Annotated in this window: 25 protein-coding genes and 1 pseudogene; 2 read left to right on the forward strand and 24 right to left on the reverse strand. The window is 49.9% G+C overall.

What is annotated here, in order from left to right:
* Positions 1-2: 2 nt before the first annotated feature.
* The 7 genes from flgK to MKY41_RS09255 all read right to left on the reverse strand — a co-directional run bounded on the left by flgK (position 3) and on the right by MKY41_RS09255 (position 5,950).
* Positions 3-1,547 (reverse strand): flagellar hook-associated protein FlgK, encoded by a 1,545-nt coding sequence (gene flgK, locus MKY41_RS09225; RefSeq protein ID WP_340744741.1) that lies wholly within the window; start codon positions 1,545-1,547, stop codon positions 3-5.
* A 12-nt stretch (positions 1,548-1,559) separates the two neighbouring features.
* Positions 1,560-2,057 carry a flagellar protein FlgN gene (locus MKY41_RS09230; RefSeq protein ID WP_340744742.1) on the reverse strand — a complete coding sequence of 166 codons (498 nt, stop codon included), beginning with the start codon at positions 2,055-2,057 and terminating at the stop codon, positions 1,560-1,562.
* Positions 2,058-2,078: 21 nt separating this feature from the next.
* On the reverse strand, positions 2,079-2,351 hold the full coding sequence (gene flgM, locus MKY41_RS09235; RefSeq protein WP_340744743.1) for a flagellar biosynthesis anti-sigma factor FlgM: 273 nt from the start codon (positions 2,349-2,351) through the stop codon (positions 2,079-2,081).
* 286 nt (positions 2,352-2,637) lie between these two features.
* Entirely contained in the window at positions 2,638-3,057 is a 420-nt protein-coding gene (locus MKY41_RS09240; protein WP_340744744.1) for a TIGR03826 family flagellar region protein, read from the reverse strand.
* 17 nt (positions 3,058-3,074) lie between these two features.
* Complete coding sequence (locus tag MKY41_RS09245; protein ID WP_340744745.1) at positions 3,075-3,689, reverse strand: ComF family protein; 615 nt, start codon at positions 3,687-3,689, stop codon at positions 3,075-3,077.
* Complete coding sequence (locus tag MKY41_RS09250; RefSeq protein WP_340744746.1) at positions 3,686-5,053, reverse strand: DEAD/DEAH box helicase; 1,368 nt, start codon at positions 5,051-5,053, stop codon at positions 3,686-3,688. Before MKY41_RS09250 ends, MKY41_RS09245 begins: the two co-directional genes overlap by 4 nt.
* Before the next feature lie 51 nt (positions 5,054-5,104).
* Positions 5,105-5,950, reverse strand: a complete 846-nt coding sequence (locus MKY41_RS09255) for a DegV family protein (RefSeq protein ID WP_340744747.1) — start codon at positions 5,948-5,950, stop codon at positions 5,105-5,107.
* Positions 5,951-6,240: 290 nt separating this feature from the next.
* Here MKY41_RS09255 and MKY41_RS09260 point away from each other — a divergent pair, with 290 nt between their 5' ends.
* Positions 6,241-7,017, forward strand: coding sequence for an enoyl-CoA hydratase-related protein (locus MKY41_RS09260; RefSeq protein WP_041073496.1), 777 nt, complete (start codon positions 6,241-6,243; stop codon positions 7,015-7,017).
* Positions 7,018-7,364: 347 nt separating this feature from the next.
* On the opposite strand, the gene MKY41_RS09265 is transcribed toward MKY41_RS09260, so the two are convergent.
* Complete coding sequence (locus MKY41_RS09265; protein ID WP_041073495.1) at positions 7,365-7,754, reverse strand: flagellar protein FliS; 390 nt, start codon at positions 7,752-7,754, stop codon at positions 7,365-7,367.
* Between the two features lie 115 nt (positions 7,755-7,869).
* Between MKY41_RS09265 and MKY41_RS09270 the strand changes: the two genes are divergently transcribed.
* Complete coding sequence (locus MKY41_RS09270; RefSeq protein ID WP_041073493.1) at positions 7,870-8,682, forward strand: flagellin; 813 nt, start codon at positions 7,870-7,872, stop codon at positions 8,680-8,682.
* Positions 8,683-8,949: 267 nt separating this feature from the next.
* On the opposite strand, the gene MKY41_RS09275 is transcribed toward MKY41_RS09270, so the two are convergent.
* From MKY41_RS09275 to MKY41_RS09350, 16 genes and pseudogenes are all read right to left on the reverse strand, one after another.
* Positions 8,950-9,267 (reverse strand): late competence development ComFB family protein, encoded by a 318-nt coding sequence (locus MKY41_RS09275; protein WP_052483931.1) that lies wholly within the window; start codon positions 9,265-9,267, stop codon positions 8,950-8,952.
* Between the two features lie 109 nt (positions 9,268-9,376).
* The gene (gene aspA, locus MKY41_RS09280; RefSeq protein ID WP_041073491.1) at positions 9,377-10,819 is read right to left on the reverse strand and encodes an aspartate ammonia-lyase; all 1,443 of its coding nucleotides are present in this window, start codon (positions 10,817-10,819) and stop codon (positions 9,377-9,379) included.
* A gap of 124 nt (positions 10,820-10,943) precedes the next feature.
* Complete coding sequence (locus MKY41_RS09285; RefSeq protein ID WP_041073489.1) at positions 10,944-11,591, reverse strand: TetR/AcrR family transcriptional regulator; 648 nt, start codon at positions 11,589-11,591, stop codon at positions 10,944-10,946.
* 9 nt (positions 11,592-11,600) lie between these two features.
* The gene (locus MKY41_RS09290; protein ID WP_041073487.1) at positions 11,601-12,629 is read right to left on the reverse strand and encodes an ABC transporter permease; all 1,029 of its coding nucleotides are present in this window, start codon (positions 12,627-12,629) and stop codon (positions 11,601-11,603) included.
* Positions 12,626-13,361: pseudogene (locus MKY41_RS09295) on the reverse strand (ABC transporter ATP-binding protein). Before MKY41_RS09295 ends, MKY41_RS09290 begins: the two are co-directional and overlap by 4 nt.
* Before the next feature lie 231 nt (positions 13,362-13,592).
* Positions 13,593-14,144, reverse strand: a complete 552-nt coding sequence (locus MKY41_RS09300; protein WP_041073482.1) for an SF0329 family protein — start codon at positions 14,142-14,144, stop codon at positions 13,593-13,595.
* Positions 14,141-14,488, reverse strand: coding sequence for a hypothetical protein (locus tag MKY41_RS09305; RefSeq protein ID WP_041073481.1), 348 nt, complete (start codon positions 14,486-14,488; stop codon positions 14,141-14,143). Before MKY41_RS09305 ends, MKY41_RS09300 begins: the two co-directional genes overlap by 4 nt.
* Before the next feature lie 12 nt (positions 14,489-14,500).
* Positions 14,501-16,480: a S9 family peptidase gene (locus MKY41_RS09310; protein WP_041073479.1), complete on the reverse strand. Its 1,980-nt coding sequence runs from the start codon at positions 16,478-16,480 to the stop codon at positions 14,501-14,503.
* Positions 16,481-16,583: 103 nt separating this feature from the next.
* Positions 16,584-16,919, reverse strand: coding sequence for a type II toxin-antitoxin system RelE/ParE family toxin (locus MKY41_RS09315; RefSeq protein ID WP_041073477.1), 336 nt, complete (start codon positions 16,917-16,919; stop codon positions 16,584-16,586).
* Positions 16,912-17,295 carry an AbrB/MazE/SpoVT family DNA-binding domain-containing protein gene (locus tag MKY41_RS09320; RefSeq protein ID WP_041073475.1) on the reverse strand — a complete coding sequence of 128 codons (384 nt, stop codon included), beginning with the start codon at positions 17,293-17,295 and terminating at the stop codon, positions 16,912-16,914. Before MKY41_RS09320 ends, MKY41_RS09315 begins: the two co-directional genes overlap by 8 nt.
* A 295-nt stretch (positions 17,296-17,590) precedes the next feature.
* Positions 17,591-18,718: an ABC transporter permease gene (locus tag MKY41_RS09325; RefSeq protein WP_041073473.1), complete on the reverse strand. Its 1,128-nt coding sequence runs from the start codon at positions 18,716-18,718 to the stop codon at positions 17,591-17,593.
* Positions 18,719-18,736: 18 nt separating this feature from the next.
* Positions 18,737-19,984: a hypothetical protein gene (locus MKY41_RS09330; protein WP_340744748.1), complete on the reverse strand. Its 1,248-nt coding sequence runs from the start codon at positions 19,982-19,984 to the stop codon at positions 18,737-18,739.
* A complete protein-coding gene (locus MKY41_RS09335; protein WP_340744749.1) occupies positions 19,984-20,856 on the reverse strand; it encodes an ABC transporter ATP-binding protein in 873 nt (290 codons plus the stop codon). Before MKY41_RS09335 ends, MKY41_RS09330 begins: the two co-directional genes overlap by 1 nt.
* A 1-nt stretch (position 20,857) precedes the next feature.
* The gene (locus MKY41_RS09340; protein WP_041073467.1) at positions 20,858-21,607 is read right to left on the reverse strand and encodes a hypothetical protein; all 750 of its coding nucleotides are present in this window, start codon (positions 21,605-21,607) and stop codon (positions 20,858-20,860) included.
* On the reverse strand, positions 21,600-22,154 hold the full coding sequence (locus MKY41_RS09345; protein WP_041073465.1) for an RNA polymerase sigma factor: 555 nt from the start codon (positions 22,152-22,154) through the stop codon (positions 21,600-21,602). The genes MKY41_RS09340 and MKY41_RS09345 overlap by 8 nt, the downstream gene beginning before the upstream one ends.
* A 303-nt stretch (positions 22,155-22,457) precedes the next feature.
* A complete protein-coding gene (locus tag MKY41_RS09350) occupies positions 22,458-24,011 on the reverse strand; it encodes a fatty acid--CoA ligase family protein (RefSeq protein ID WP_340744750.1) in 1,554 nt (517 codons plus the stop codon).
* Between the last annotated feature and the right edge of the window lie 203 nt (positions 24,012-24,214).

The raw sequence follows: 24,214 nt of genomic DNA on the forward strand, positions 1-24,214 counted from the left end.
TTTTATCTGCCGACAACACCCATGCCATTGATGATTTTTTCGAGTGTTTCGTCCACTACGGTAATCATGCGGGCCGATGCGTTATACGCTTGTTGGAAACGAATCATGTCGGTCATTTCTTCATCTAGTGACACGGAGCTGATGGAATCTCTTCGGTTGGAGACGGCGCCTAGTAATATGGCGGTGTTTGTTGTCATTTTGTTTGCCTGTTGACCCTCGACGCCAAGTTCGCCGATGATACCAGCGAAGTAGGATTGAATGGTGGAGCCATCTAAGCCAGTACCACTAGAACCAATTGGTTTAAACTGTATATCCGCCAGTTTCTGTGCATTTTTCCCATTGCCTACTTCGGCAGAAGCAGAATCGGAAGCTGCTACTTTATTAGAATCATTCTGCAAATCATCCGAAACTTTTATATTTCCGGCGGTTATCGGAGGTCCCCCCTCAAAGAAATCAATTCCTGGATCTCCTTTTAAGTCTGTACCTTGTTTATGTTGATCATTAAATTCTCTCGCAAACTCCTGCGCCATCTTGTCCAATTTGGCAAGCATTTCAGGATATAATCCTTTAACAGTTGCCCCGCCATCCGTGCTATATCCATAGGAGTCTACTAAGGATTTCAGTTTCCCAGACTTTTGCATATCGGCAACATCAAGTGGTCCACCTGTAGCCGCTCCTGTTGCTGTGAAAGTAAATCCAGACATATTATTTGGGCCTGTAGGGTTGCCTTCTGCATCGGCACCCACCACACTCATTTTCGCTGCGTCTTTTCCGCTAATTACAGTAATCGGATCTCCGGCTGTCTTAATCTTCACCGTCACGGTACCCTCGGCAATCGCCAAAGCACGCCCGCCTGATTTCTGATAACTGACTTCAATTGGTACATATGTAGCCAATTCGTCGAGCAGTAAATCACGCGCGTCATACAGATCATTCGGCATATAGCCGTTTGGTTCAACCTCACTGATCTGGCGGTTCAAATCGGCAATTTGCTGCATGATGGAGTTAATGTCTTTTGTGCTGACGCCGATCTCTTGGCCAAGGTTGGTTTGGATTTCAGTAAGTGACTTGTGCAAGTAATTGAAAGAGCCGGCTACCGCTACGCCCCGCTCTACGGCAACTGCTCGTGCCCCTCCGTTTTGAGGGTCGGTGGCAAGTTGTTGCAAAGATGACCAAAATTCACTTAGTGATTTTTGCAAACCGTACGCAGATGGTTCGGCGAGTACGTCTTCCATTTGGGAAATGGCATTGGATCTGGATTCCCAATAACCAAGCTTATTCGATTCCTGTCTATATTGCTGATCAACGAACGAATCGCGGATCCTCTGGATGGATCCAGCTTCGACCCCAGTCCCAAGGAACCCCGGCATCGTCGGTGTATTCAAACCAACGCCCGGGAAGCCAGCTGTCGCCTGCATGTTAACGCGTTGGCGGGAGTAGCCAAGCGTGTTAGCGTTACTGATGTTGTGCCCAGTCGTATAGAGTGCGGATTGTTGGGTGTACAGTCCGCGTTTGTTTGTTTCGAGTCCCATGAATGTGGAGCGCATTTATTTTCCTCCTCAGGCGTTTGTATCGAAAGTTGGTACGTCTTTCGACTTTTGGCTGCCTTGAATTTCTGTTTTTGAATAGTTGACCGATTCCGGGCGCGGCCGGACCATGTCCAGCGATAGATTCACGAACTGAAGGGATTGGTAGGTCAGTTTCTGGTTCAGGTCGTTTTGCCATTTCAAGTCATGAATCGCATGCAGGAGACGGTCCCTCGCCTCCGCCAGTTGTTGCTTTTCCGCTTCCGGTGCTGCGTCGAGCAGGTCGGCCACGGTCGGTTCGCCGGTGACGGGTCTTCCTTGATCCGTCAGGTATTGCACTACGGCTCGCTGCCGTTGTTTGTCCATTTGCACGATGGCGGCCAGATGTGCTTGCTCGTCTTTTAGCATCTGGTCGAGGCCAATCATGTCCCCTTCTTTGATAAGCTTCGTTTTGTCATATGCGAGCCGCAGCAGACTTCTATGAAGTTTTTCGAGGCTGTCGAGTGACGCCAAAATGGGTTGGATGGACATATGCTTGCCTGCTTTCTTTCCTTATTTCTGGATGTTGAAGTAATTGACCAGGTTGGATGCGAGCTTTTCGGCATCCACGTTGTACGTGCCGTCCTGGATTTGCGATTTCAGCTGTTGGACGCGCTCTTGTCTTTTCAGAGAGAAGGCTGACGTTTCGGATAGTTGTTTCGCTTCGGACGAGATTTCGATTTTGTCCGCTTTGACCTTCATCTGTTCCTTTGCCTGTTCCGCCTTGATCTGGTTGGCTTTGTACGGATTGATACGCGGTATGTTCATATTGTTGTTGATTTTCATCTGCATCTCGCTCCTTTCGATTGTAAATGAGGCCTTATTCTTTATTTCGGCAGCTCCGCTTGAAATTGAAGGGCATTTTGAACGAAAAATACCGGCAGGCCAAAAGCTGCCGGTAAAACTAGGGTGCCTCTGTTATATAGAAATCATGCCTGAAACAAAAACAACCCATGCCCCACCCTCTCCGGTGCCAGACAGGGACACCATTCGCGCCCTTTGCGAATTGTGGCCCTGCCTGGCACCATTCCACCTGCTAACACGGTATGCCATGGGATCCTGTTGGCTGCTTTTACGTGTTTGACCGACGCTCCGCATGGTACGTCGCTTTGCTTTGTTTATCCACCGACTCCCGAAACTCCTGTGCTGCTTCAAACGTCCGCAGTTCATTTTTAATATCGGCGGTGCAGCGGTCGCAGAGTTTCCCCTTAGTCGTCAGGCGGCCGCAGTTGTCGCATGGATAACCGAGGTTCGGGAAGAGGGCCGGCTGCAGGCGGCCTTTGCGGACCCATTTATGAAGCAGCGATTCGGTGCAGCCTGTCGCTTCGACGATTCGTTCGATGGTCGCCGCCCGGTTTTCCCGCCTTCTCAGGAAGCGGTACACTTCCTCGTAGATTTTCTCTTCGTCCATCGCGCATTTCGCGCAGACGTCCCGCACGCCGGTGTAGTTGAAAAAGTCGCCGCATGTCGGGCATTCGCGTAATTCTGCCATTTTGGTTGAACTCCTTTCTAGTGTGACGGTTCGGCACGGATGAGCGTGACCGCTTCGATCTGCGTGGCGCCGGCCTCTTTTAGGACGGTTGCCGCGTGGCGGAGCGTCGTGCCGGTCGTGAAAATGTCATCGATGAGTATGTATGGACCTGGTCCGACGGCTGCGTCCGGTTTGATTGCAAATAAAGGGCGCATCGCGAGCCGTTCTTCTTTCGATTTCTCTCCCATCGCTTCGGTGCCGTTTTTTTCGAGCAGATGCACAAACGGGATGCCCGCTCGCTTTAGCAGCTCGTCGACATGGGAGAAAGTGCGATCAATTTTCTTTTCCGGGTGCATCGGAACCGGGACGACGGTCGCCTTCCCTTTCAGCACCGCCCGCAATTCATTCGAAAAGACGCCCGCGAGTGCCACGTCTTGGAGGAATTTATATTGATGCAAGTATTCGCGCATCGCTTCATTGTACGTATAGATGGAGGTAATCCGTTCAAAAAGCGGATCTTCATCTATTATGTCGGCGCGCTGGAAGCTTTTTGAACAGTCCTCGCATATGTCTTTTTTGTGATCGATGCCGAGCAGCCCGCTAAATGTCGGTGAAGTCGCGATTGACTGCTCACATAAGAGACAGTGGCTCATGTCGTGTCACGCCCTTCATTCAACCTTTGGATTTCCCGTTTCGCTTCGTCCATGGCATACGTGATGCCATGATGAAACAAGACGAAATCGCCGGCCGGATGTTGCGCAGACCGTCCGACACGGCCGCCGATCTGGATGAGAGCACCCTTGTTGAAGATGAGCTGTTCTGCCCCGGCGACCGCGACTTGGACATTCGGGATCGTGATGCCGCGTTCCAGGATCGTTGTCGTTAGCAGTCCCGGAACTTCCTTATTGCGCAGCATCTGGACATGCTCCTTCCGGTGGGGATGCGCCGCATGGACCGCTTTAATACGCGGATCCAGCTTTTCAAATAACGGAAGCGCTTCCTCCATCAAGCCGATATGGTGGAAGAAGATAAGGAACGGTTCCTTCCTTTTCAGCCGGTCTTCCGTCCACGCAACGAGTTTTTTCGGCAGCTTCCCTTTTCGGATCCGTTTCGCGTAATTCCATAGCGTGCTGTACCTCGGAACAGGCAGCGGATGTCCGTGATAACGGCGGTTGATCGTTGAGATGTTGCCGTTTTTCTTCATGTCCGCAAGCAGCTTGTCCGATGGTGTCGCGGTAACAAAATGGACGGGCACTCCCGGTTTCGCGGCTTTTCGGACAGCCCGCTGGAGCGGTTCGTCCGCCGTGTACGGGAACGCATCCGCTTCGTCGACGAAGACAGCGTCGAACGCGTGCCGGAAACGGAACAGCTGATGCGTTGTCGCCAAGACAAGCTGCAGTGCGGTATCCGTTTTTGATTCGCTCCCGCCGTAAAGCGCTTCGATGGAAGTCTCGGGGAACGCAGCGCGCAGCCTTGGTTCGAGTTCGAGGATGACGTCGACCCGGGGCGCGGCGAGGCACACCCGCTTCCCTTCCGTTAGCAGTCGATGGATCGGTTCGAATAAAATCTCCGTTTTCCCAGAGCCGCAGACAGCATAAATGAGGTGCGACCGCTGTTTTGCAGTACTTTCGGCAAGTTCTTCGGACGCTTTTTTCTGGCGCGGCGTAAGTGTCCCTTCCCAAGCGAGCGCATGGTCGGTCGGAAAAACGGGCGCTTCGCCGTTCCAAATGATGAGCTCGGTACAGGAAGAAACGCGCCCCATTTTCAGGCAATGCCTGCAGTACGTGCACGGGCCGCCGCATTTGGCACAGTCGAATGTTGTAAACCTGGCCGGGTCTTCGTTTTCACATCGATTGCAAAACGGGTGGCGTTTTTTCACCTGTATGCCTGGAATGGTCAGAATCCGTTTTGATTCAATATGAGCATCGATCACTTCGCGCGGGAAAGGGGTGTGCCGGCGCAGCCAAATACGGCCGCTCAGAAAATCTCTGATGGCCGGGTCGAAGGTTGTCGTCATGGGCAACGCCCCCTTTCCAATCTATTCACAGTTTACCAGATTTTCGGACAATTAGCCATTTCGCTTCGTCCAGCCGAGCCCCATCGCGCCTTCCCCGAGATGGGTGCCGATGACCGGGCCAAAATGGCTGATCGTGAAATGCACGTCCGGGAAGCGGGCGGCCAATTCGTCGCGCCAAGTTTCAGCGGCTTCCGGACAATTGCCATGAATGATGCACGCGTCAAGCGGCATGCGGGCCGCCTCTTCGCCGAGCAGATCGGCAATCCGTTTCATCGCTTTTTTGCGCGTCCGGATCTTTTCGAACGGGACGATCACTTTATCCTGAAAATGGAGGATTGGCTTCACTTGGAGAAGCCCCCCTATAAGTGCTTGTGCGCCGGACAAGCGGCCGCCGCGCTGCAGATGCGACAAGTCGTCCACCATGAAATAGGCACGCGTCGTCTGTTTCATTTCATTCAGGGCGGCCATGATTTCGTCAAGTTTCTCACCCTGCTTCGCCAGTTGCGCCGCGCGGATGACGTAAAACCCTTGGATGTAACACGAGATTTCGGTGTCGAATGCGCAGACCTCCACCCCATCGACCATCTCCCCCGCCTGCACCGCCCCAGCATACGTGCCACTGATGCCGCTAGACAGATGGATGGAAATGATGGCGTCGTAGTCCTGTTTAAGCTCATTGAACAGCTCCACGAACCGGCCGACCGGCGGCTGCGACGTCTTCGGCAACGGCCCGTCCCCCCGCACTTTATTGTAGAAATCGGTCGTTGCAATCCCGATTTCTTCCTCATACGCCTGCCCTTCCAGCATCACCGTCAGCGGAATGATTCGGATATCCAATTCTTCTATTAAATGAGCCGGCAGGTATGCCGTGCTATCAGTCACAATTGCGGTTTTCAAAAGTATCAACTCCTGGTGTTTATTCTACTTGATGTGGGGAGGAATGGGAAACGGGATGGTGTATGGAAACGAATAAAAGCCACTGCATGGCGCGGTGGCTTTATTAAGCCGAGATATTTTTTAGGAGTCATAGACTCAAGATTATTATTATGTGGTTATTTACATAGCCGTAAGAAGGGTAGTGCTATTTCTCTTTTCGATTAGCGCGTACTTCTTATAGGTCCACTAGCGCCAATCTTCAAAAAATGGTATGTTTTAGTAGTATACATACGACAAGGGGGATGTTTGGTATGGAAACGATTCATTATGAACAAAAGGGGAACTTGGCCATCGTGACACTCAATCGGCCGGAGGCGATGAATGCGTTCAACTATGAAATGTTAGTCGATTTGGGGAATATTACGGAGTCGATCCGCATCAATCCGGATATCCGGGTAGTCCTTTTTACGGGGGCGGGCGACCGGGCATTCAGTGTGGGGGCTGATTTGAAGGAGCGGAAGACGCTGACCGACTTGCAGGTGAAGCGGAATATTTATAAAATCGGCGAAGTATTCACGGCGGTCGAGAACTTGCCACAGCCAACGATTGCGATGATGAATGGGTTCGCATTTGGCGGCGGGACGGAACTCGCGCTCGCTTGTGATTTCCGGATTGCGGTCAATACGGCGTTGATGGGGCTGACCGAAACCGGGCTCGCTATTATCCCGGGCGCGGGCGGAACCCAGCGCTTGCCCCGGTTGATTGGCGAAGCAAAAGCATTGGAATTGATCTTGACCGCCAAACGGTTGACTGCTGCCGAAGCATTGAGCTACGGCATGGTGACGAAAGTGGCCTCGGCGGAAGATTTGGAAGCGACGACATTCGAATTTGCGGACGCCATGCTTGCGAATGGCCCGATCGCGTTGCAGCAAGCGAAATATGCCATCAAAAACGGCATGAACGTCGACTTGCAAACCGGCCTCGCCATCGAGCGCAAAGCCTATGAAATTACGATTCCGACCGAAGACCGGATCGAAGCACTCAACGCGTTTGCCGAAAAACGCAAACCTAACTATCAAGGAAAATGAAAATATCCCGTACCGGCGCTCCACTCGGTACGGGATATTTCTGTAGTGTATGCCCGAATTGACAGAAAATAAACATTGGAAATGATTTTTTTTCGAATGCTTGGGTGTTGTGGATTGATTTGGTGATGCTTGAGGGCGACTTTGAAACATTTTGGCGATGCCTCGTAATGATGTCGTTCAACTTCGAAACGTTTCAGCTGAGCCACACAACATTTTCATTCAACTTCGAAACGGCTTTTCCTAACCGCGAAACATTTTACCCAAACCTCATAATGTTTGCGACCAACATCAAAACAAGTTACCTCAACCTCACTACATTCCAGGACAACCTCGAAACAGCCATCCCCTTATATCCACTGCGTCGTATATTTCTGCCTACGCGTTTCCGCCTTTGCAATTTCCCACGAGTCAATCAATTTTTTGATCTGTCGCGACACTTGTTCCCGCATTCCGGGGGTGTCGTGGATGCGGATTTCGATAAGGCATTGATTCAAATAAGCATAGTAGACTTGCAATCGTTCGCCTTCCGCGGTTTTATGGTCCACCGTGGCCATCAGCTCAAAAAGGAGAGTTTGGGCTTTGGCCAGCGCTTCTTTCCGTTCCTCGATACTGTCGGATTCTTCGTAACTCTCTACGTTACGCAGCACTTCATTCAAACAGAGGAGAACGTAATCGATAACGGGGAGCGTGGATACGTTCGTTTCCTGGTAGACTTTTGTGACTTTCCTGAAATCCACGTTTTTCCCTCCTGATGCCTTTTTCTTTATTATCGGCAGGCAAGCGTTCATTTCCAAGAAAATTTGCCGATATAAAGGGCGGATGATTGATTTTGAATAAAAGGTGGGTGACACGATGCGCATACATAGCCAAGAAAACATCGCGTTTTCGAAAACGCGGATGACGCGCAATAACACGCAGATCGAGAAGAGTTTGCAGAAGCTCGGAACCGGTTTGAAGATTGCAAAGGGGAGCGATAATGCTTCCGGGCTGTCGATTTCAGAGACGATACGCGCGCAGATCCGCGGCATTTCGCAGGCGCAAAGCAATATGCAGGATGGCCTTTCCGTTCTCGAAGCGTCGAATGAAGGACTGAACAACGTCAACGGTCTGTTGCAGCGGGCGCGTGAATTGGCGGTGGCGAACGCGAACGGGACGCTGACGGATAGTGACAGGGAAGCGGGACAGAAAGAGTTGGATCAGATCCTCGAGGCAATTGATGATACATCGACTAAGCTAGAGTTCAACACAAAAAAGATTTTGGGCGATCGCGCTCCGATTATTCTCCATGTGGGGGCGAATCCAGGACAGCGGATGTCGATTGATACGATTGATGTCAGCACGGTGAAGTTGGGGATTGACGGAGCTTCCTTGGAAACCCGGGACAGTTCGGAGAAATTAATTACAACAATTGATAACGCAATCAAAACGATTTCCGGCCACCTAACAAAGGTCGGTTCCCAAATGGAAGCGATCGAGCATCATCTGACGAACGCCATGGTGTTCGAGGCGAATTTGACGAAATCCCTATCGTTGTTGGAAGATACGGATATGGCAAAGGAAATGATGCAGTTCGTCAACTTGGATATCCGCCAAAAAGGGGATCATTTACTCGTTTCCTCTGTGAATAAAAATCTGAATGACATGCTTTCGTTGTTTTCGAGATGAGAATGGGCACCTTTCCTATTTGGGGAAGGTGTTTTTTTATTGGATGGGGTATCGGTTGTCAGCGGTTCTAACGATTTATCGGCGCTGACACACGGTTATCAGCATTTCCCACGAGTTATCAGCGTTCAGGCGATGTTATCGGCACTTCTCACGAGTTATCAGCACTAGGCCGAAGTTATCAGCAGTCCCAGCAAAATATCAGCGCTCCCGCCCCACCCCACAAAAAAACAAGCCCCTCTTCTAAAAAAGAGCTTGTTTTCTATCATATTATAACGTTTGGGTCAGGGGTTTTTCGTCGGTTGCGGTTAGGATGGCGTTGCCGCAGCGGGGACTGGCGGAGACGCGGCCGGCGGCGTGGGCGACGACGGAGAGGATGGTGGTCGCGCCTTGGCGGTCGGTTTCGTGGGCCGCCCGGACGTACGGGCTCAGTTCCGAGTTGACGATATAGCGTGCGGGCAGCTGGTTGAGCGCGAGCGCCATGATGTCGTCGAGGCACCGTTCACATCGACAGGTCAAATGCAATTGCGATTCATATTTCAATAGAACGTCCCGTACGACATCCTCCATGACATTTTTGATTGCCATTTCCCTAACCTCCATCTTCATCCAAGGTTTCACAATTCTCTTTTCATTATACCATTTCTTTCCTTAAAAAAGAGCGGCTAATACAAAATCAGCCACTCCTACCTATCTCTTATACACGCAATAGTTCTTTTTTCTCCAATAGTTCTTTGCCGGAAATGCCCGGTTCAGTCATTTCGTATGGGTGCAGAATGACGTCTAGTTCTTCCGCCGTCAAAATGCCCCGTTCGATGCATATGTCGCGGATCGGACGGCCAGTTTCCAAAGCTTCTTTCGCGATTTGTGTCGCCGCCTCGTAGCCGACATGCGGATTGATGGCCGTAATGATTCCGATGCTGTTATCCACATATTCTTCCATCAAATCTGCGTTCGCTTGGATGCCGTCCAAGCAGTAGTTGCGGAACACGGTGAAGACGTTCGTCATGATGTCCATCGACTGCAATAGGTTGAAGACGAGGACCGGCTCCATGACGTTTAGTTCGAATTGGCCCGCTTCGGATGCCAAGCTGATCGTCGTGTCGTTCCCAATGACTTGGAAAGCGACTTGGTTCATTACTTCCGCCATGACTGGATTCACTTTGCCCGGCATGATGGAAGAGCCCGGTTGACGTGCCGGAAGGACGATTTCCGCAAGTCCGGTGCGCGGTCCGGATGCCATGAGGCGCAAGTCGTTCGCGATTTTGGACATATTAATCATGCAGCCGCGAAGTGCCGCGGACACTTGAACATAGGCGTCCGTGTTTTGCGTCGCATCTACGAGGTGCTCGGCGGATGTTAATTCCAACCCACTGTTTTCGGATAGGAATTGGACAACTTTTTCGATGTACATTGGATCCGCGTTCAATCCGGTTCCGACCGCAGTCGCACCCATGTTCACTTCATATAGATGTTCACGGGATGCGTGGATCCGGGCGATGTCCCGGCTTAGCACGCGGCCGTACGCTTCAAATTCCTGGCCGAGTCGAATCGGAACAGCGTCCTGCAAATGCGTCCGTCCCATTTTCAACAATGGATGGAATTCTTCTGCTTTCTTCAGGAACGTTTCGTGGAGCGCATGACTTGCGTCCAGTAATTCTTGCACTTTATCGAGAACGGCGATGTGGATGGCCGTCGGGAAAGCATCATTTGTCGATTGCGCCATGTTCACATGGGTGTTCGGGCTGATGACTTTATAATTTCCTTTCGTCTCGCCGAGGATTTCTAGTGCCCGGTTCGCGATGACTTCATTCGCATTCATGTTCATCGATGTGCCGGCGCCACCCTGGATCGGATCGACGAGGAACTGGTCATGCAGCGCGCCCCCGATGATTTCGTCAGCCGCCTGGATGATGGCCTGCGCAATCTTGCCGTCAAGTTGCCCGGTCAGGCTGTTCGCCTGTGCCGCGGATTTCTTTACGATGGCTAGCGCTTTGATCAGATGCTTACTCACTGGATAACCCGTAATCGGGAAGTTTTCCACCGCGCGCAACGTCTGGATGCCGTAATACGCATCAGCCGGTACTTGCTTCTCCCCGATATAGTCTTTTTCCACTCGATAACTTCCAACTTGTTCCATTTCAGTCACTCCTAGAATTATCATGAGTCCATAGTAGACCTTTCCGCCCCGATATACAATCGGTTTTTCGAAATAATCATAGGAAATTCAACAAAACCGAGAAGAATTTCGGGAATGAAATCCGTTACATTCCCTGTTTTGCCAAACCATCCACCAAAAACCGGATCGTCCTCTCCAATTCTACGTCGTCCTCCCAACTGTCCGAGTTTCGGGCGATGACGTATTTTGTTGCGAAATACCCGAGAATCGTGGAACCGGCAAGCCGGACGACGGTCGTCGCAGGCAAATCGGCGAGCTGCCCTTTCGACTGGTAATGCTCTATGATTTCGATAAATCGGGCGAGCACTTTCTTGCCGACGTGCTCGATGAACAGCTCCCGCAATTCCGGGTGGAACGGGATCTCCTGAAGAAGGATTTTAAGGATGGACATATTTTTCTCCAAAAACTTTTGCCGATTCTCGACCATCGCACGCACGAAATCTTCGAACGTTGCGTACTCTTGATCTAGCACTTTATTCAAATCCTTGATAATGAATGGCGCAAGCATTTTCACCATCATCGGACTGACAATGGACAGCAGGAGATCCTTTTTCGTTTTCCAATGACGGAAAATCGTCCCTTCTGCCACTCCTGCCTTTTTGGCAATTTCGTTTGTGGATGTGGCGGCAAACCCTTTTTCCGCGAAGATGTCAATGGCCGCTACCACGATTTGTTTTTGCTTTTCCGTCATCTCGCTGTCGAACAGTTCATCCATCATATTTTGATCAGCCATATGTCCTCCTTACATTTTACGGTATTTGCGCAGTGCGATTATATTAATGGCAATGAATAACAGGGAAAAGCCCAGAATTGCGAAAAGATCCAAATAGATATCTCCCCAACCATACCCCCGGACCATCACATTGCGCAAGGCATTCGCCGCGTAGTACAGCGGCGTGACGTGACTGATCCAGCTTAGCCATCCAGCAATCGTTTCAAGGTTGAATAAACCTGAAAAGAAAATTTGCGGCACGACGACAATCGGGATGAATTGTATCATTTGCAGTTCATTATGGGCAAAGGAGGAGAGTAGAATCCCGAGCGTCAACGCCGTAAGAGCGAGCAATAAAATGATGAGCAGTACATATAGGAACGAGCCCTCCATGACCATGCCGAGCACGTAGATGGCATAGGCGGTGATTAATGTCGATTGAATCATTGTGAATAAACCAAAGCCGATGACGTAGCCCGCGACAATTTCCCATTTGCGCAGCGGGCTGGACAATAATCGTTCCAATGTCCCGGTCGTCCGCTCCCGCAGGAAGGAAACACCCGCGATGAGAAAAACGAAAAAGAACACGAAAAATCCGAGAAGAACGGGGCCGTAATAATCGAACTGCCCCATATCGCTTGAGCCATGGAGGAAATCGACTTGCGGCTCGGGCATCATGCCTCCGCCGGGTTGTTTCGGCAATGCCTGTTGGAACCATTTCATCGTCGCGCCGGTCACCGTCGGGTCACTACCTTCCACGACGAGGGACGGCGACATCCCTTCGAATTTGAGATAAGCGTCTATTTTTTGTTTAGCCAGCTGCTCTTTGGCGGCCGTTTCATCATTGTAATTGGTGAGGGTCGCCCCTGCGACATTCAGTTGCTGTTCAATCATCTCTGGGACATCCACCAAACCTATTTTAGGCTCATATTCTCCGCCTTCGAAAATGAAATACAACATCGTCAAGACGAGCATCGGCGCGAAGATGAGCAACCCGATCGTCCGTTTATCCCGGACGATTTGCCGTAGAATCCGTTTGACAAGTGCCGCGACTCTCATGCTTCCTCACCTCCATAGACGAGGAATGCTTCCTCGATTGTCGTGGTGTTCGTTTGCGATTTCAATTCAGCCGGCGACCCGACCGCGATCAATTTCCCATCCCGAAGGAGCGCAAGCCGATTCGCATTTATCCGCCTCGTCCATGACATGCGTCGTCACGATCAATGTCGTCCCTTGCGCTTTCAAACCGGCAAACGCCTGCCAAATGCTTTTCCGGAGGACAGGGTCGATGCCAACCGTCGGCTCATCGAGAATCAACAACTCCGGCTCATGAAGGAGTGCGATGGCGAGGGATAGCCTTCGTTTCATGCCACCTGAATAATTGGAAACTAATTTCGTCAAGTCATTGGATAATTGCACAAGCGCCATCACCTCATCAATCCGCTGCGCCTGCTTCTTCCCTTTCAAGCCATACAGCTCCGAAAAAAATTGAAGATTCTCCTTCGCAGACAGTTCTTCGTACAGGGCATCCGACTGGGCCATATAACCGATCCGGTTTATCAAATGCAAGGAAGGCATCTTTTCCTGAAAGACAAGATTTTCCCCGCTCGTCGGCGTGTCCAGCCCCGCCAACTCTTTCACCAACGTCGTCTTCCCCGCTCCTGACGGTCCAAGAAGCCCGAAAATCTCCCCTGGCATAATGTCCAGATTGATATCCTGAAGAACCGGATGATCCTTGAAACTCTTGGAAACGTTACGGATGGATACACAAGGTTTGGTGGTTGATTGCATAAAATCCGCTCCTTTCACGTAGTGAGTGATTACTCACTCCATTATAAAAGAAGTAGTGGTGGTAGTAGTAAAGTGAGTAATCACTCATTATTAAAAAAAGGTGCTCCCTATGCTGATCCCCCCTCGAATGAAACTCACACATCTTGATGGACAACTGGCATACCCTCAAGGGAAACGCTCACACCTTTCCGAAAAACCTCCACAACTTTATAACCAAAAACCGTCACTCTATTAAGAAATGACGGTCTCCTTTCCGGCAGTTTCCCGGATTTCATAAAATTGTCGCACTAAGGCTTCCTCTAATTCAGGTTTTATCCCAGCCAGCCGCCGTTTCCCGACCCGCCGATCCAATAAGCTAATGGCGCGTATGAATGGGTGTTCATGTGCCAGCGCCTGTTCGATTGGCAGTTGAAGGAATTCGTATAAAAGTGGGACCATTTCCCATGCAGGGAACAGCCCCTGCTCCTTCACCTCGAGTTCCGCGTCATCATAGGCGGCATGCAGCCGTTTCAATTCTGGTGACTGCCAAAGTTGCCCCACATTATCAACCCATGCCAACGGATCGATTTGCCGCTCCGCAGTTAATTCGATCCCGCGTGTATTGGCTGCCATCGAAAACGGGATGTCCGAAGCCCGAAAGATTTCGTGACCATCGAGAGTCACTCGGAACGTCCTCGTCTGATCATGGCTTTTGCGATGAACGACAAGTTGGTACGTAGCCCGACCTTTCAATGAATCGCAGAGGCAATCTTCCGCTAACTTTTTCAATTTAGTCCATTTCATTTGGATTGATAACCTCCAGTTTTTTTATTTGGACGTTTATGCCCGGGCCATGAGAGTCTTTGCGATCCCCATGACAGTTCGGGGATTTGCCATGACAGTTGGCCCGCGCCATGACAGTTTTCGCAAATCCCATCACAGTTCAGGGATTTGCCATGAGAGTTGCCCGATTTCCCATGACAGTTTGGCCACGCCATGACAGTTTCCACTGGCCCCATGACAGTTCGAGAATTTGCCATGACAGTTGCCTGATTTCCCATGACAGTTTGACCGAGCCATGACAGTTTCCACGATTCCCATGACAGTTCAGGGATTTGCCATGAGAGTTTCTCAATTTCCCATGACAATCCCCTACCTCCTCACAAATACCTTTCAAACCACCCAACAATCTCTTCCAACCTAGCGATCCGCAGGCTAGGAATCCCGGTCCTCGACAGGTTGTGATCCGCGTCCGGGAAGCGGACGAATTCGGTTTCCTTTCCGAGACTTTTCAGTGTGATAAAAAGCTGTTCCGCCTGTTCGATCGGGCAACGGAAATCGTTTTCCGAATGGAGGATCAGCAACGGTGTTTCCACCCGTTCCGCATATTTCAACGGCGAGCGGTCCCACAGCTTCCCGGTGTCCTTCATATCAGCACCAATTTGCCAATCGCTGAAATAATAGCCGATGTCGGACACGCCGAAGAAGCTGATCCAGTTGGAAATCGATCGTTGCGTCACCGCGGCTTTGAATTGATTCGTCCGGCTGACGATCCAGTTCGTCATGAAGCCACCGTAACTACCGCCGGTTACCCCGAGCCGGTCGGGGTCGATCCATTCATTTTCATTCATCACAAAATAGAGCCCCGCCATGATATCCTCATAATCTCCGCCGCCGTAATCGCCCCGCACTGCGTCGACGAACGCCTGACTGTACCCGTGACTGCCCCGCGGATTGACGTACAACACGCCGTAGCCTTGCGCCGCCAGAAATTGCAGTTCGTGGAAAAATGAATGGCCGTACATCGTATGCGGGCCGCCGTGGATTTCCACGACGAGCGGATAGCGCTGGCCTTCCACAAAGTCAGCCGGTTTCATGAGCCATCCGTGCACATCCCATCCATCCGGTCCCACGAAGGCAATTTGCTCTGGTGCCACAAGTATCGTTTCCTCTACATACTTCCGATTGAATGAAGTAAGCGTCTCCCGCTCGCCTGTTGTAATCACATGCTTGACCAACTCACCTGGATTCGCCGGATCGCTGACGCAAAGAAGGGCAAATTCCCCAGCCATCGAAACGTCATAATCGTACACATGCTCATCTTGCGGTGTCGCCGGAAACAGCGCGCCGTCGAGCGAAGCAAAGTACAATTGCACATCGCCCCTCGTCGATAATTGGTAGTACAAATGGTTGTCCTTCGTCCAAACGACACCCGGCGCAGCTGCCCCCTGCTGCAGATCCGCCACGACCGCATCCACGACCGGTGCGTCCAAGCCTTCCGTCAAATTCAGAAGTGTCCCATCTGCCGTGTCGTAGACGAGTACACAATCATGGGTCGCATTCTTGTACGCACTACCCGCTCCCGAAAATGCGATATACCGGTCATCAAAGGAAAAGCGTGCGTCGCCATACGCCCCTTCCTCGTCGATGACCACCGTTTCCTCTTTCGTCTGCACATTGACCATAACCAACGGCTGCCGGAAATCAAAATCCTGATTCTCCCGCCGATTGACACCGATCACCAGACGCTTCCCGTCATGCGAAACCGCATGCAATGTATGTTGGTGATGGCCTTCTGTGAACGGTGTTGCGGTTCCCGTCTCCACATCGAGCACCCCAATTTGACGAAACACATCCTGTTTTAATAAACCTATGCCATCCGCTTTATATTTCATTTTCGTCACACGGGCCGGTTCCGGCTTTTCTGTGTCTTCCTGTTTTTCAGGCTCATCGGTGAACGACTTGCCTTTTTGCACATCGGCCGCGAACCAGATTTGATTGCCGCACGGCGACCAGCGAAACGAAGTAATGCCATTGATAAATGCCGTCAACTTCCGCGCCTCGCCGCCCGTTGCGGAAAGGACGTATAACTGATTCTTCTCCTCGCGATCGGACAAAAACGCAATGTGCTTCCCATCCGCCGACCACGCCGGCGCAGACACTCGCTGGCCCCCGTGTGTCCACTGTGTCACTTCGTTCGTATCTAAATCGATGTGGAATAAATTCGCTACATATTTATTCTGTTCCTCATCGATATGCGTCTTGACGAAGACAGCCGCCTTGCCATCCGGCGATAATCGCGGATTCGTAACCGACTGCAACACGAACAAATCCTTCGCTGCCACTTTTCGTTTTTTCATATGAATTCCCCCATTTCGTCTGTTATGTGACTTCGACTTGGCGGGGAGAGTTTCCTTTGTTGTAATTAAAATAGAGTCCCTAATTTTATCCAGGGACTCTGTTTTAATGCCGTTTTAATCTTGTGGTTGTTTTCATATATGTCTTTAGTTCATTATAGAAATTTTCTCTTGTTCCCGCCAAAATAATAAGAAGTATTTTTCCATCTTCCAACTGCTCTACACAGTAAGCTAATTCGTATTCAACCTTGTTATGTCGAATATCCATTGAAAACACTCCACCTAAATCACCTGACTTGAGAGTCCCCAAGGATGGATTTAATTGTAAATTCTTGATTTGTTTTTGAAACTTTTGTGATAATTCTTTGTCTCGTCTGATTGATTTAAAAAATCTTTTAGCCCTTGGTAATATTTCAAGTTTCAAGGGTACCTGCCTATTCATCTTCATCCTCATCTAGTTCGCTAAAGAATTCTTCGGGACTGGAATAAACTTTACCATCGCGGCTTTCGGCAATCATTTGTTCAAGGGCAGGTTTGATTTGAGATTTTCTATAAGAAAACTCTTTTAATAATTCTTCACCCGACTCATACCCTTCATTAATTAAGTCACGCAAGATGTATTCACTAAAATCTTGAGGCTCGCTGATCGGCCTAATTACCAAACTGTTGTCAACAACCTCACAAATCACTTCATCACCAATTTCTAACTGTTCATAGAAATCTATTGGTATGGTAATTTGTCTTTTTCGGGAGACTGCAATTTTTTTGGGCACTCTCATCTGTGTTCTCTCCTCCGAGATATCTTTTAAGTACACCATAGTATATGCCTCCTTCTTTTAAATTTATACCCTGAACTAGGGACCAAGAACCAAGAAACCTTTTCCTTGTTCTTATTATACTAACACATTATTCTATATAATACATTTTAGAAAGTGGTCTTTTCTGATAAAACTTTATGGACTAAGGATAATCAACTAAACCTTCATGGCACGACTGCCCTCATCAAAATCGTCTACCGCCCCTGTCAAAAAAACGCCAACCTCGCCCGGGCTGGCGTTCCCCTATTTATCTTTTAGTTAATCTTACGTTCCTATATCTTCCACTCGTCTGATTTCACAATACAATATCCCGCTTCCCTTCTCCCCTCCACAAACGCCACACCACCACTACGCTCACCACCACAAGCGCCACATAAGCGAGCGGAACTAACCATTGCGGATACAAGATTGCGATGATGAAATGGAGCATTGGTTTCAAACCGACGATGAGCATTCCTGCGATGATCGGGATTTGCACTCCGATCAACGACACGAAATTCGGGACGACCGTTGAGCTCGCCATGGCCAGTAACGCGCTGATTAATCCGATGGCGTAAATGGCGGCTGCACATAAAACGATATACTGGAAGAACGTCGGATCATACCAAGATTCGGGGCCGATAAATGTGTTCACCCGCACGTCAAAAAACGGAGATGTATTGTTCAATGAATAAATACCAAAATAGACCGCCAGCAATCCTGTGATGACCAGGAAGGCGGAGAGTAAGCCGGCCACGATTTTCGTCCTGTACAAGTTTCGGCCTTTCTTCGTAGTGTACTGCAACGGCACAATCTGTCTCATCCGATCTTTCAAGATTACCGGTGAAATGACGAGGACGACGCTGAACAGGATGGCGATCGCCACGTTCCCAATAAAAGTCCGGAAGTTTTCCATTACAATTTCGGTGTACACTTGAAATTTCCCGGCAGCAAATAATTTCTCCATACGCTGTATCTGCTCAGATGAAAGATTATCTGGAATCACGTCCTTTGATTCATGGAACTCAACCAGTCTTCTTCTATCCTGCAACTCCCAGAAAAGGTCGACCTGTTCCTCGTGAAAAATTCGGTTCTGTAAATCGCTCTGCTCCTGATTGTCCCAATCATGGTTGATCAGTTTGTCGTATGTATCAAGCCCCGCTTCGACAAACTCCTGCCTCGCCTGCAAGTACTGGTCCGCTTCCTCCACGCGAGCATCGTATTCGTTTTTAAAGTCGATTATTTCCTCCGCATCCATATCCGTGCCATATTTCTCGATCATCTCGACCCCGAGCCTATACGAATCCAGCGCCGGTCTTCCATTTGGGAAGTGTTCAATATGAAACTCAATCAACAGGAAATAGAGCACACTATTAACAAGAAACAGCAGCAACATCGCTTTCCACGTCAAAATTTTCTTCATTTCATTCCATAAAATCCTCATTTTCAGAAGCCCCCTTTCCTAAATATCCTCTTTCCGAAACCGCTGTATTGAAATGTAACAAAACGCCACCGCAAAGATCGTCCAGCTAGCGACTGTCATCCATTCAAAGTTCTTGAACATCGTCAGTCCGCTGCTTCCCATGAACGACCCGGAAATGCCGATCAATAACGTCGACAGATTATAGCTGGAAATGAAAAGCAGCCTGGATGAAGTTGACATGAAGCCCGGCATGAGCCACGCGATGACGAAAAAGAGGGCCATCAGCGAGAAGGCGACATAGCTGTTTTTCAATACGATGGATAGGGCGGATGTCAAACCTGAAAATAGCAGCATGCCAATCATGACTAGCCCGATCACGCCGACCAAGTATTGGCGCACGGACAAATCCCACCAAGCGATATTCGGAAAGTTATACTCCCAATTAAACGCGCTGCTGATGGACGTCTTCCACACATGCGAATAATCGAAAATGATGAAATACGTGACCAGTGTGACGACCAGCACGATGGCGGTAAGTATCGCGGCGATCATCAACGATGCGGCAAGCTTATCCTTCACCAGCTTCCGGCCCCGTCGTGTTGCATAGCTGACGAGATGTGTCCGGCTTTCAAATTCGTAGTTCATAATGAGCGCGGTTGCCAAAATGACGAGAAGCAGCGACTCGATAATGATGTGCAAGAAGACCGTTTTGAAAAGGAAACTGTGCATGAAATACACTTTCCCAGCAAAGAACCACTGTTTATGTTCTTCATTTCCAACCATTTCTTCAAATCGCTCGGCGAACTTTTTGTATTCCTTCCGTAAAATATTGGCTGCCGTGCCGCTCAGGGCATATTTCTTCACTTCCCCTTCCCCCAGCGCTTCGATGTCGATGGTCGCGTAACTTTCGTCGATGGATTCCGCCATGCCTAGGTACATTTCTTTGATTTGCAGACGGTCGATGAACTGCCAGTCCGCTTCGCTGTATCGATCGCGATCTTCAAAGCGTAAGCCGGAGAGGAAGTCATGGACCGTGCCGAATTTCTGCCCGGTCATCTTCTCCAGTTCGGTGAGGTCGGTTTGTACATTTTTTTCAAATTGCTGCAACGACGCGTCCGTGATTTGGAGGCCGTAAGTATCGACGATGTCGTTGACGATGTTCAATTCCTCTTTATGGTTGGATGAACTGACGATGAGGAAGATATTATAGGCACAGAACAGGACGAGCAGCGCAATCAGGATCGGGGACGTGGCGGCTTTCCTACATTCATTTAGAAAAATTCGCATCACGCTTCTCCGATGTTGTCTCGATAATCGTAGAGGAAGACGTCCTCCAATTGCGGCGGGACTGGCGCCCAATCGGCCTCGGGCGTTCCTTTATGTACGAACCGGACAATCATATTCCCATACTCCTGCTTTTCGGATAATAGCGTATGCTGTTTCCGAAACGATTCCAGCTGGGCATAGTCCATCGTCGTTTCGAACACGGCGCCCGCCAGCGTTCCGCAGATCGCTTCCACCGAATCCTTATACAGGAGGCGCTGGTTTTTGATCAAGATGATTTCATTTGCAATCAATTCTATATCGGACACGATATGTGTGGAAATGATAACGAGCCTCTCGCGTGCCAGATCGGTGAGCAAATGACGGAAACGCGCCCGTTCCTTCGGATCCAATCCGGCAGTCGGCTCGTCCATGATGAGGATTTTCGGATCGTTCAACAGCGCCTGCGCAATCCCGACCCGCTGAATCATCCCCCCGGAGAATTTCTTCATTTTCTTATTGGCGACGTCGCCTAACGCAACCTTCTCGAGCAAATCCGTGATTTTCAGCAACGCCTCTTTGTTGCCGATCCCTTTCAATGCGGCCAAATAGAGAAGATATTGTTTCGGTGAATAGTTTTTATAGTAGCCGAATTGCTGCGGCAAATAGCCGAGCAAATCACGGTACTCGTCATCCATATCGATAATGTTGTTCCCGTTGAATAAAATCTCGCCTTTCGTCGGGAACATCAACGTCGCCAACATTTTGATGAGCGTCGTCTTCCCGGCCCCGTTCGGAGCGAGCAAACCGTACAAGCCATTGGAAAATTCCAAGTGGATGTCCTGCAAGGCTGTGAAGTCGCCGTACTGTTTTGTCACATCTTTCACAACGAGCATGTTAAAAAGCCCCTTTCATCTGACGGAAATAAAGTAATCGTTTCAAGGTTTTCCAATAAAGGATGGCACTGCTGACTAGGACGAGGGTATAGATGAGCAGAGGCAATTGCATGAGCAGTGCTCCGTACGATTCGCGAGCCCCGTAATGCAGCAGCCCGTTCCCCGCCATCCAACCTGCAACCGTCATCGTCACCATTACTAGCGAACGGCGCCTCATCAAGGCGTAGAGGAAGAGGATGGCGAACAGGAACAGCGCGGTCAGGGAGATCATCAATGCCCGAGAGAAACTAATGTCCTTGTGGACGCACGCAATCAATGCAATGAGGAGCGTGTTGACAAGAATCGAGACGACACTGAATAGGAGCATCCGGAAAGCGATGACCTGGTAGACATTGAATTTGCAGGACATCTCGACTTCATACGTGTCCCGCTCGATTTTATTCAGATAGGTGTAAAGGGAGAAAGCAAGAAACACGATTGGCGACAACAGAAAGATGGAAGCATACATGCCTTCGCTCGGCGTCCGAGCCGGTATGAGCAGGACGCTGAACAGGGCAATCGCTGCCAGCAAAAGGAGCCCGAGTTCGACTCGATCAGCGAACAGATGGCGCATGCCGATTTGCCGGCCCATCGTTTTGAGATAGATTGGAAAGCTTGGTTTGCGCTGCAGGCCTTTCGTGACGATCTGTTCCACTTGCAAATGGATCATCTGGTCATCCGGCATCGGAACTTTGAATTTTTCTTTATTCATGCGCATCCTCCTTCATTTCTTTGCGAATCAATTTCAGCGCTGCATAATATCTCGTTTTCACTGTCGACAACGGAATCGTTTCGATGGTTGCAATTTCTTGCAATGTATAATCTCCGAATAATTTAAGCCGGATGATCTGCTGGGACCGGGCGTCCAATTCATTGATGAGCGCCCCGATCTTTTCGTAGTCCTCCTTGAGCTCGAGCGAACTGGCGAGGTCATAGTCATCTTCGAACTCGAATTCGTCAATGGATTGCTCCAGTTGGGCGTATCGGTAACTCTTGGATCGGTAATAGTCGACGAGCCGATGGGACGCCAGCTTGTACAGCCACGTCCGGAATGACGCCTTTGCCTTGTCGTAATTCCGGATGGACTGCAGGGCGCTGATGAAAATCTCCTGCGTCAAATCCATCGCCAGATCGGCATCTATCGTCTGTTTGTAACAGAACGCAAACATTTCGTTATAATATTTCGTCACCAACGCATTCGCCGCCGACTCGCTGCCTTTCTTCTGGATCTGCTGAATCCACCGCTTCTCCCTGTCCATACGTCACCAACTCGCTCATCATGATCGTCCTTAAGTATATTCGGAAACTGTTTGGAAAAAGTTTTAATTTCGGGCAAGTTTTTTTGTGGGGAGCGGTTTGGCACAATTTTATCCGCCAAATCTCGGCAGGTAACTGTCACTTCCGCCCATTAATCCGTCACTTTTCAGCGGATTCCCATCACTTTTCGATGGATATCCGTCAAGTTCACAATTTTATTCCTGAATTGGGACCTTCGATTCGCCCCATGACTGCACAAAAAACCGCCCCGGCAGAAGAATATCTTTCTGCCAGGGCGGTTCACTTTATTTCACCACATGCTCTTTCAACGAACGTCTTAAAATCTTGCCGGTCGTGTTCTTCGGCAGTTCATCCAAGAACTCGAAGTGTTTCGGAATTTTGTATTTGGCTAAACGGTCCGCGCAGTAGGCGTTCAACTGCTCGGCGTCGACGGTTTTGCCTTCCTTCAGCACTGCGAACGCGTGAACCGCTTCGCCGAAATCCGGGTCGGGCACGCCGATGACCGCCGCTTCCACGATGTCCGGATGGGCGAAGAGCACTTCTTCGACCTCGCGCGGGTAGACATTGTAGCCTCCGACGATGACGAGATCCTTCTTCCGGTCGACGATATAGAAATAGCCGTCCTCGTCACGCCTTGCCAAATCCCCCGTATAAAGCCAGCCGTTGCGAATTGTCGCTTCCGTATCTTCCGGCATTTTATAATACCCTTTCATGACATTCGGTCCGCGGACGATCAATTCACCGACGACACCATCTGCTACTTCACTCCCCAATTCGTCCACGACTTTATTTTCAACATTGATGATCGATGTGCCGATGGAACCGGGCACGCGATCGCGGTCGAGCGGATTGAAGCAGGTAACCGGCGATGCCTCGGACAGACCATACCCTTCTGAAATCCGGACGTCGAATTTCTCCTCGAAATTATGCAGGAGCGCGACCGGCAATGAAGAGCCCCCCGAGATTGCCAGACGGATGCTCCCGAAATCAGCCGGATCGCCTTGTGGATATTGATACAGGAAATTGTACATCGTCGGTACCCCGGCGAAGACGGTCGCCTGCTGTTGCATCGCGATGGCGAACACATCGGCCGGCGAAAATTTCGGAACGAGGAGAATGGTGGCCCCCATCAAAAGCGGTGCATTGACGACAACTGTCAGCGCGAACACGTGGAACACCGGAAGCGTCGCGATGATCCGGTCATCTTCAGAGAATCCGAGATAATCACCGACATCCCGCGCATTGGAATATAAATTCTTATGCGTCAGCATCGCGCCTTTCGGACGCCCGGTCGTGCCGGACGTATACAAGATGACAGCGGTTTCATCTTCCTCAACGGCAACTGGGGCGACATCGGGCCGGCCTTTGGCAATCAAACTTGAAAAAGCATGAACTTTTCCCTTCGCTGCATCTGGCAAAACAGCCAATTTTGCTGGAGTGTCCGGTTCGGTTTCACAAATGATGTAGTGGGCAATCGCTGGAAAAGTGTCCGCCGCTTGTTCAACGAGCGGCAATAACAGATCGAGCGCGATGACTGCCTTGGCGTCACTGTTATGTAAAATGTAGGAAATTTCATCCGGTGTATAAATCGGATTCACCGGAATGGCCGTAGCTCCGATTCGCATCGTCGCATAAAGCGAAATCAAAAAATGCGGCGTATTCCCAAGAAGAAATGCAACATGGTCCCCTCTCCCGACACCCAAATCCTGCAGCGCCGAAGCAAACATGGAGACAGATTGATCAAACTCGGCATACGATGTATCCTTCCCCATGAAATGGTACGCCGTCTTCCCAGGTTGTGTCATCGCCGTCTCCTGTACCCGTGAAACTAAATTCATCTCCTCATCCCCTTTATCATTGAATGAACAGTCATTCATTTATACATCAAAAACATTATATAAGAAAAGTTCAGAAAATACAACCTTCTCTTTTTAAGTGCTTTAGGGGAATGAATGATTACGGGTTTGGTAGGGTGAAATTTTATACTAATATAGTGGAAGGGTGGAGTGCGGAAATGGTATCAGCCCATGGGAATTTTCGG

The organism is Sporosarcina sp. FSL W7-1349, assembly GCF_038003045.1.
In the GTDB taxonomy this organism is placed as follows: domain Bacteria; phylum Bacillota; class Bacilli; order Bacillales_A; family Planococcaceae; genus Sporosarcina.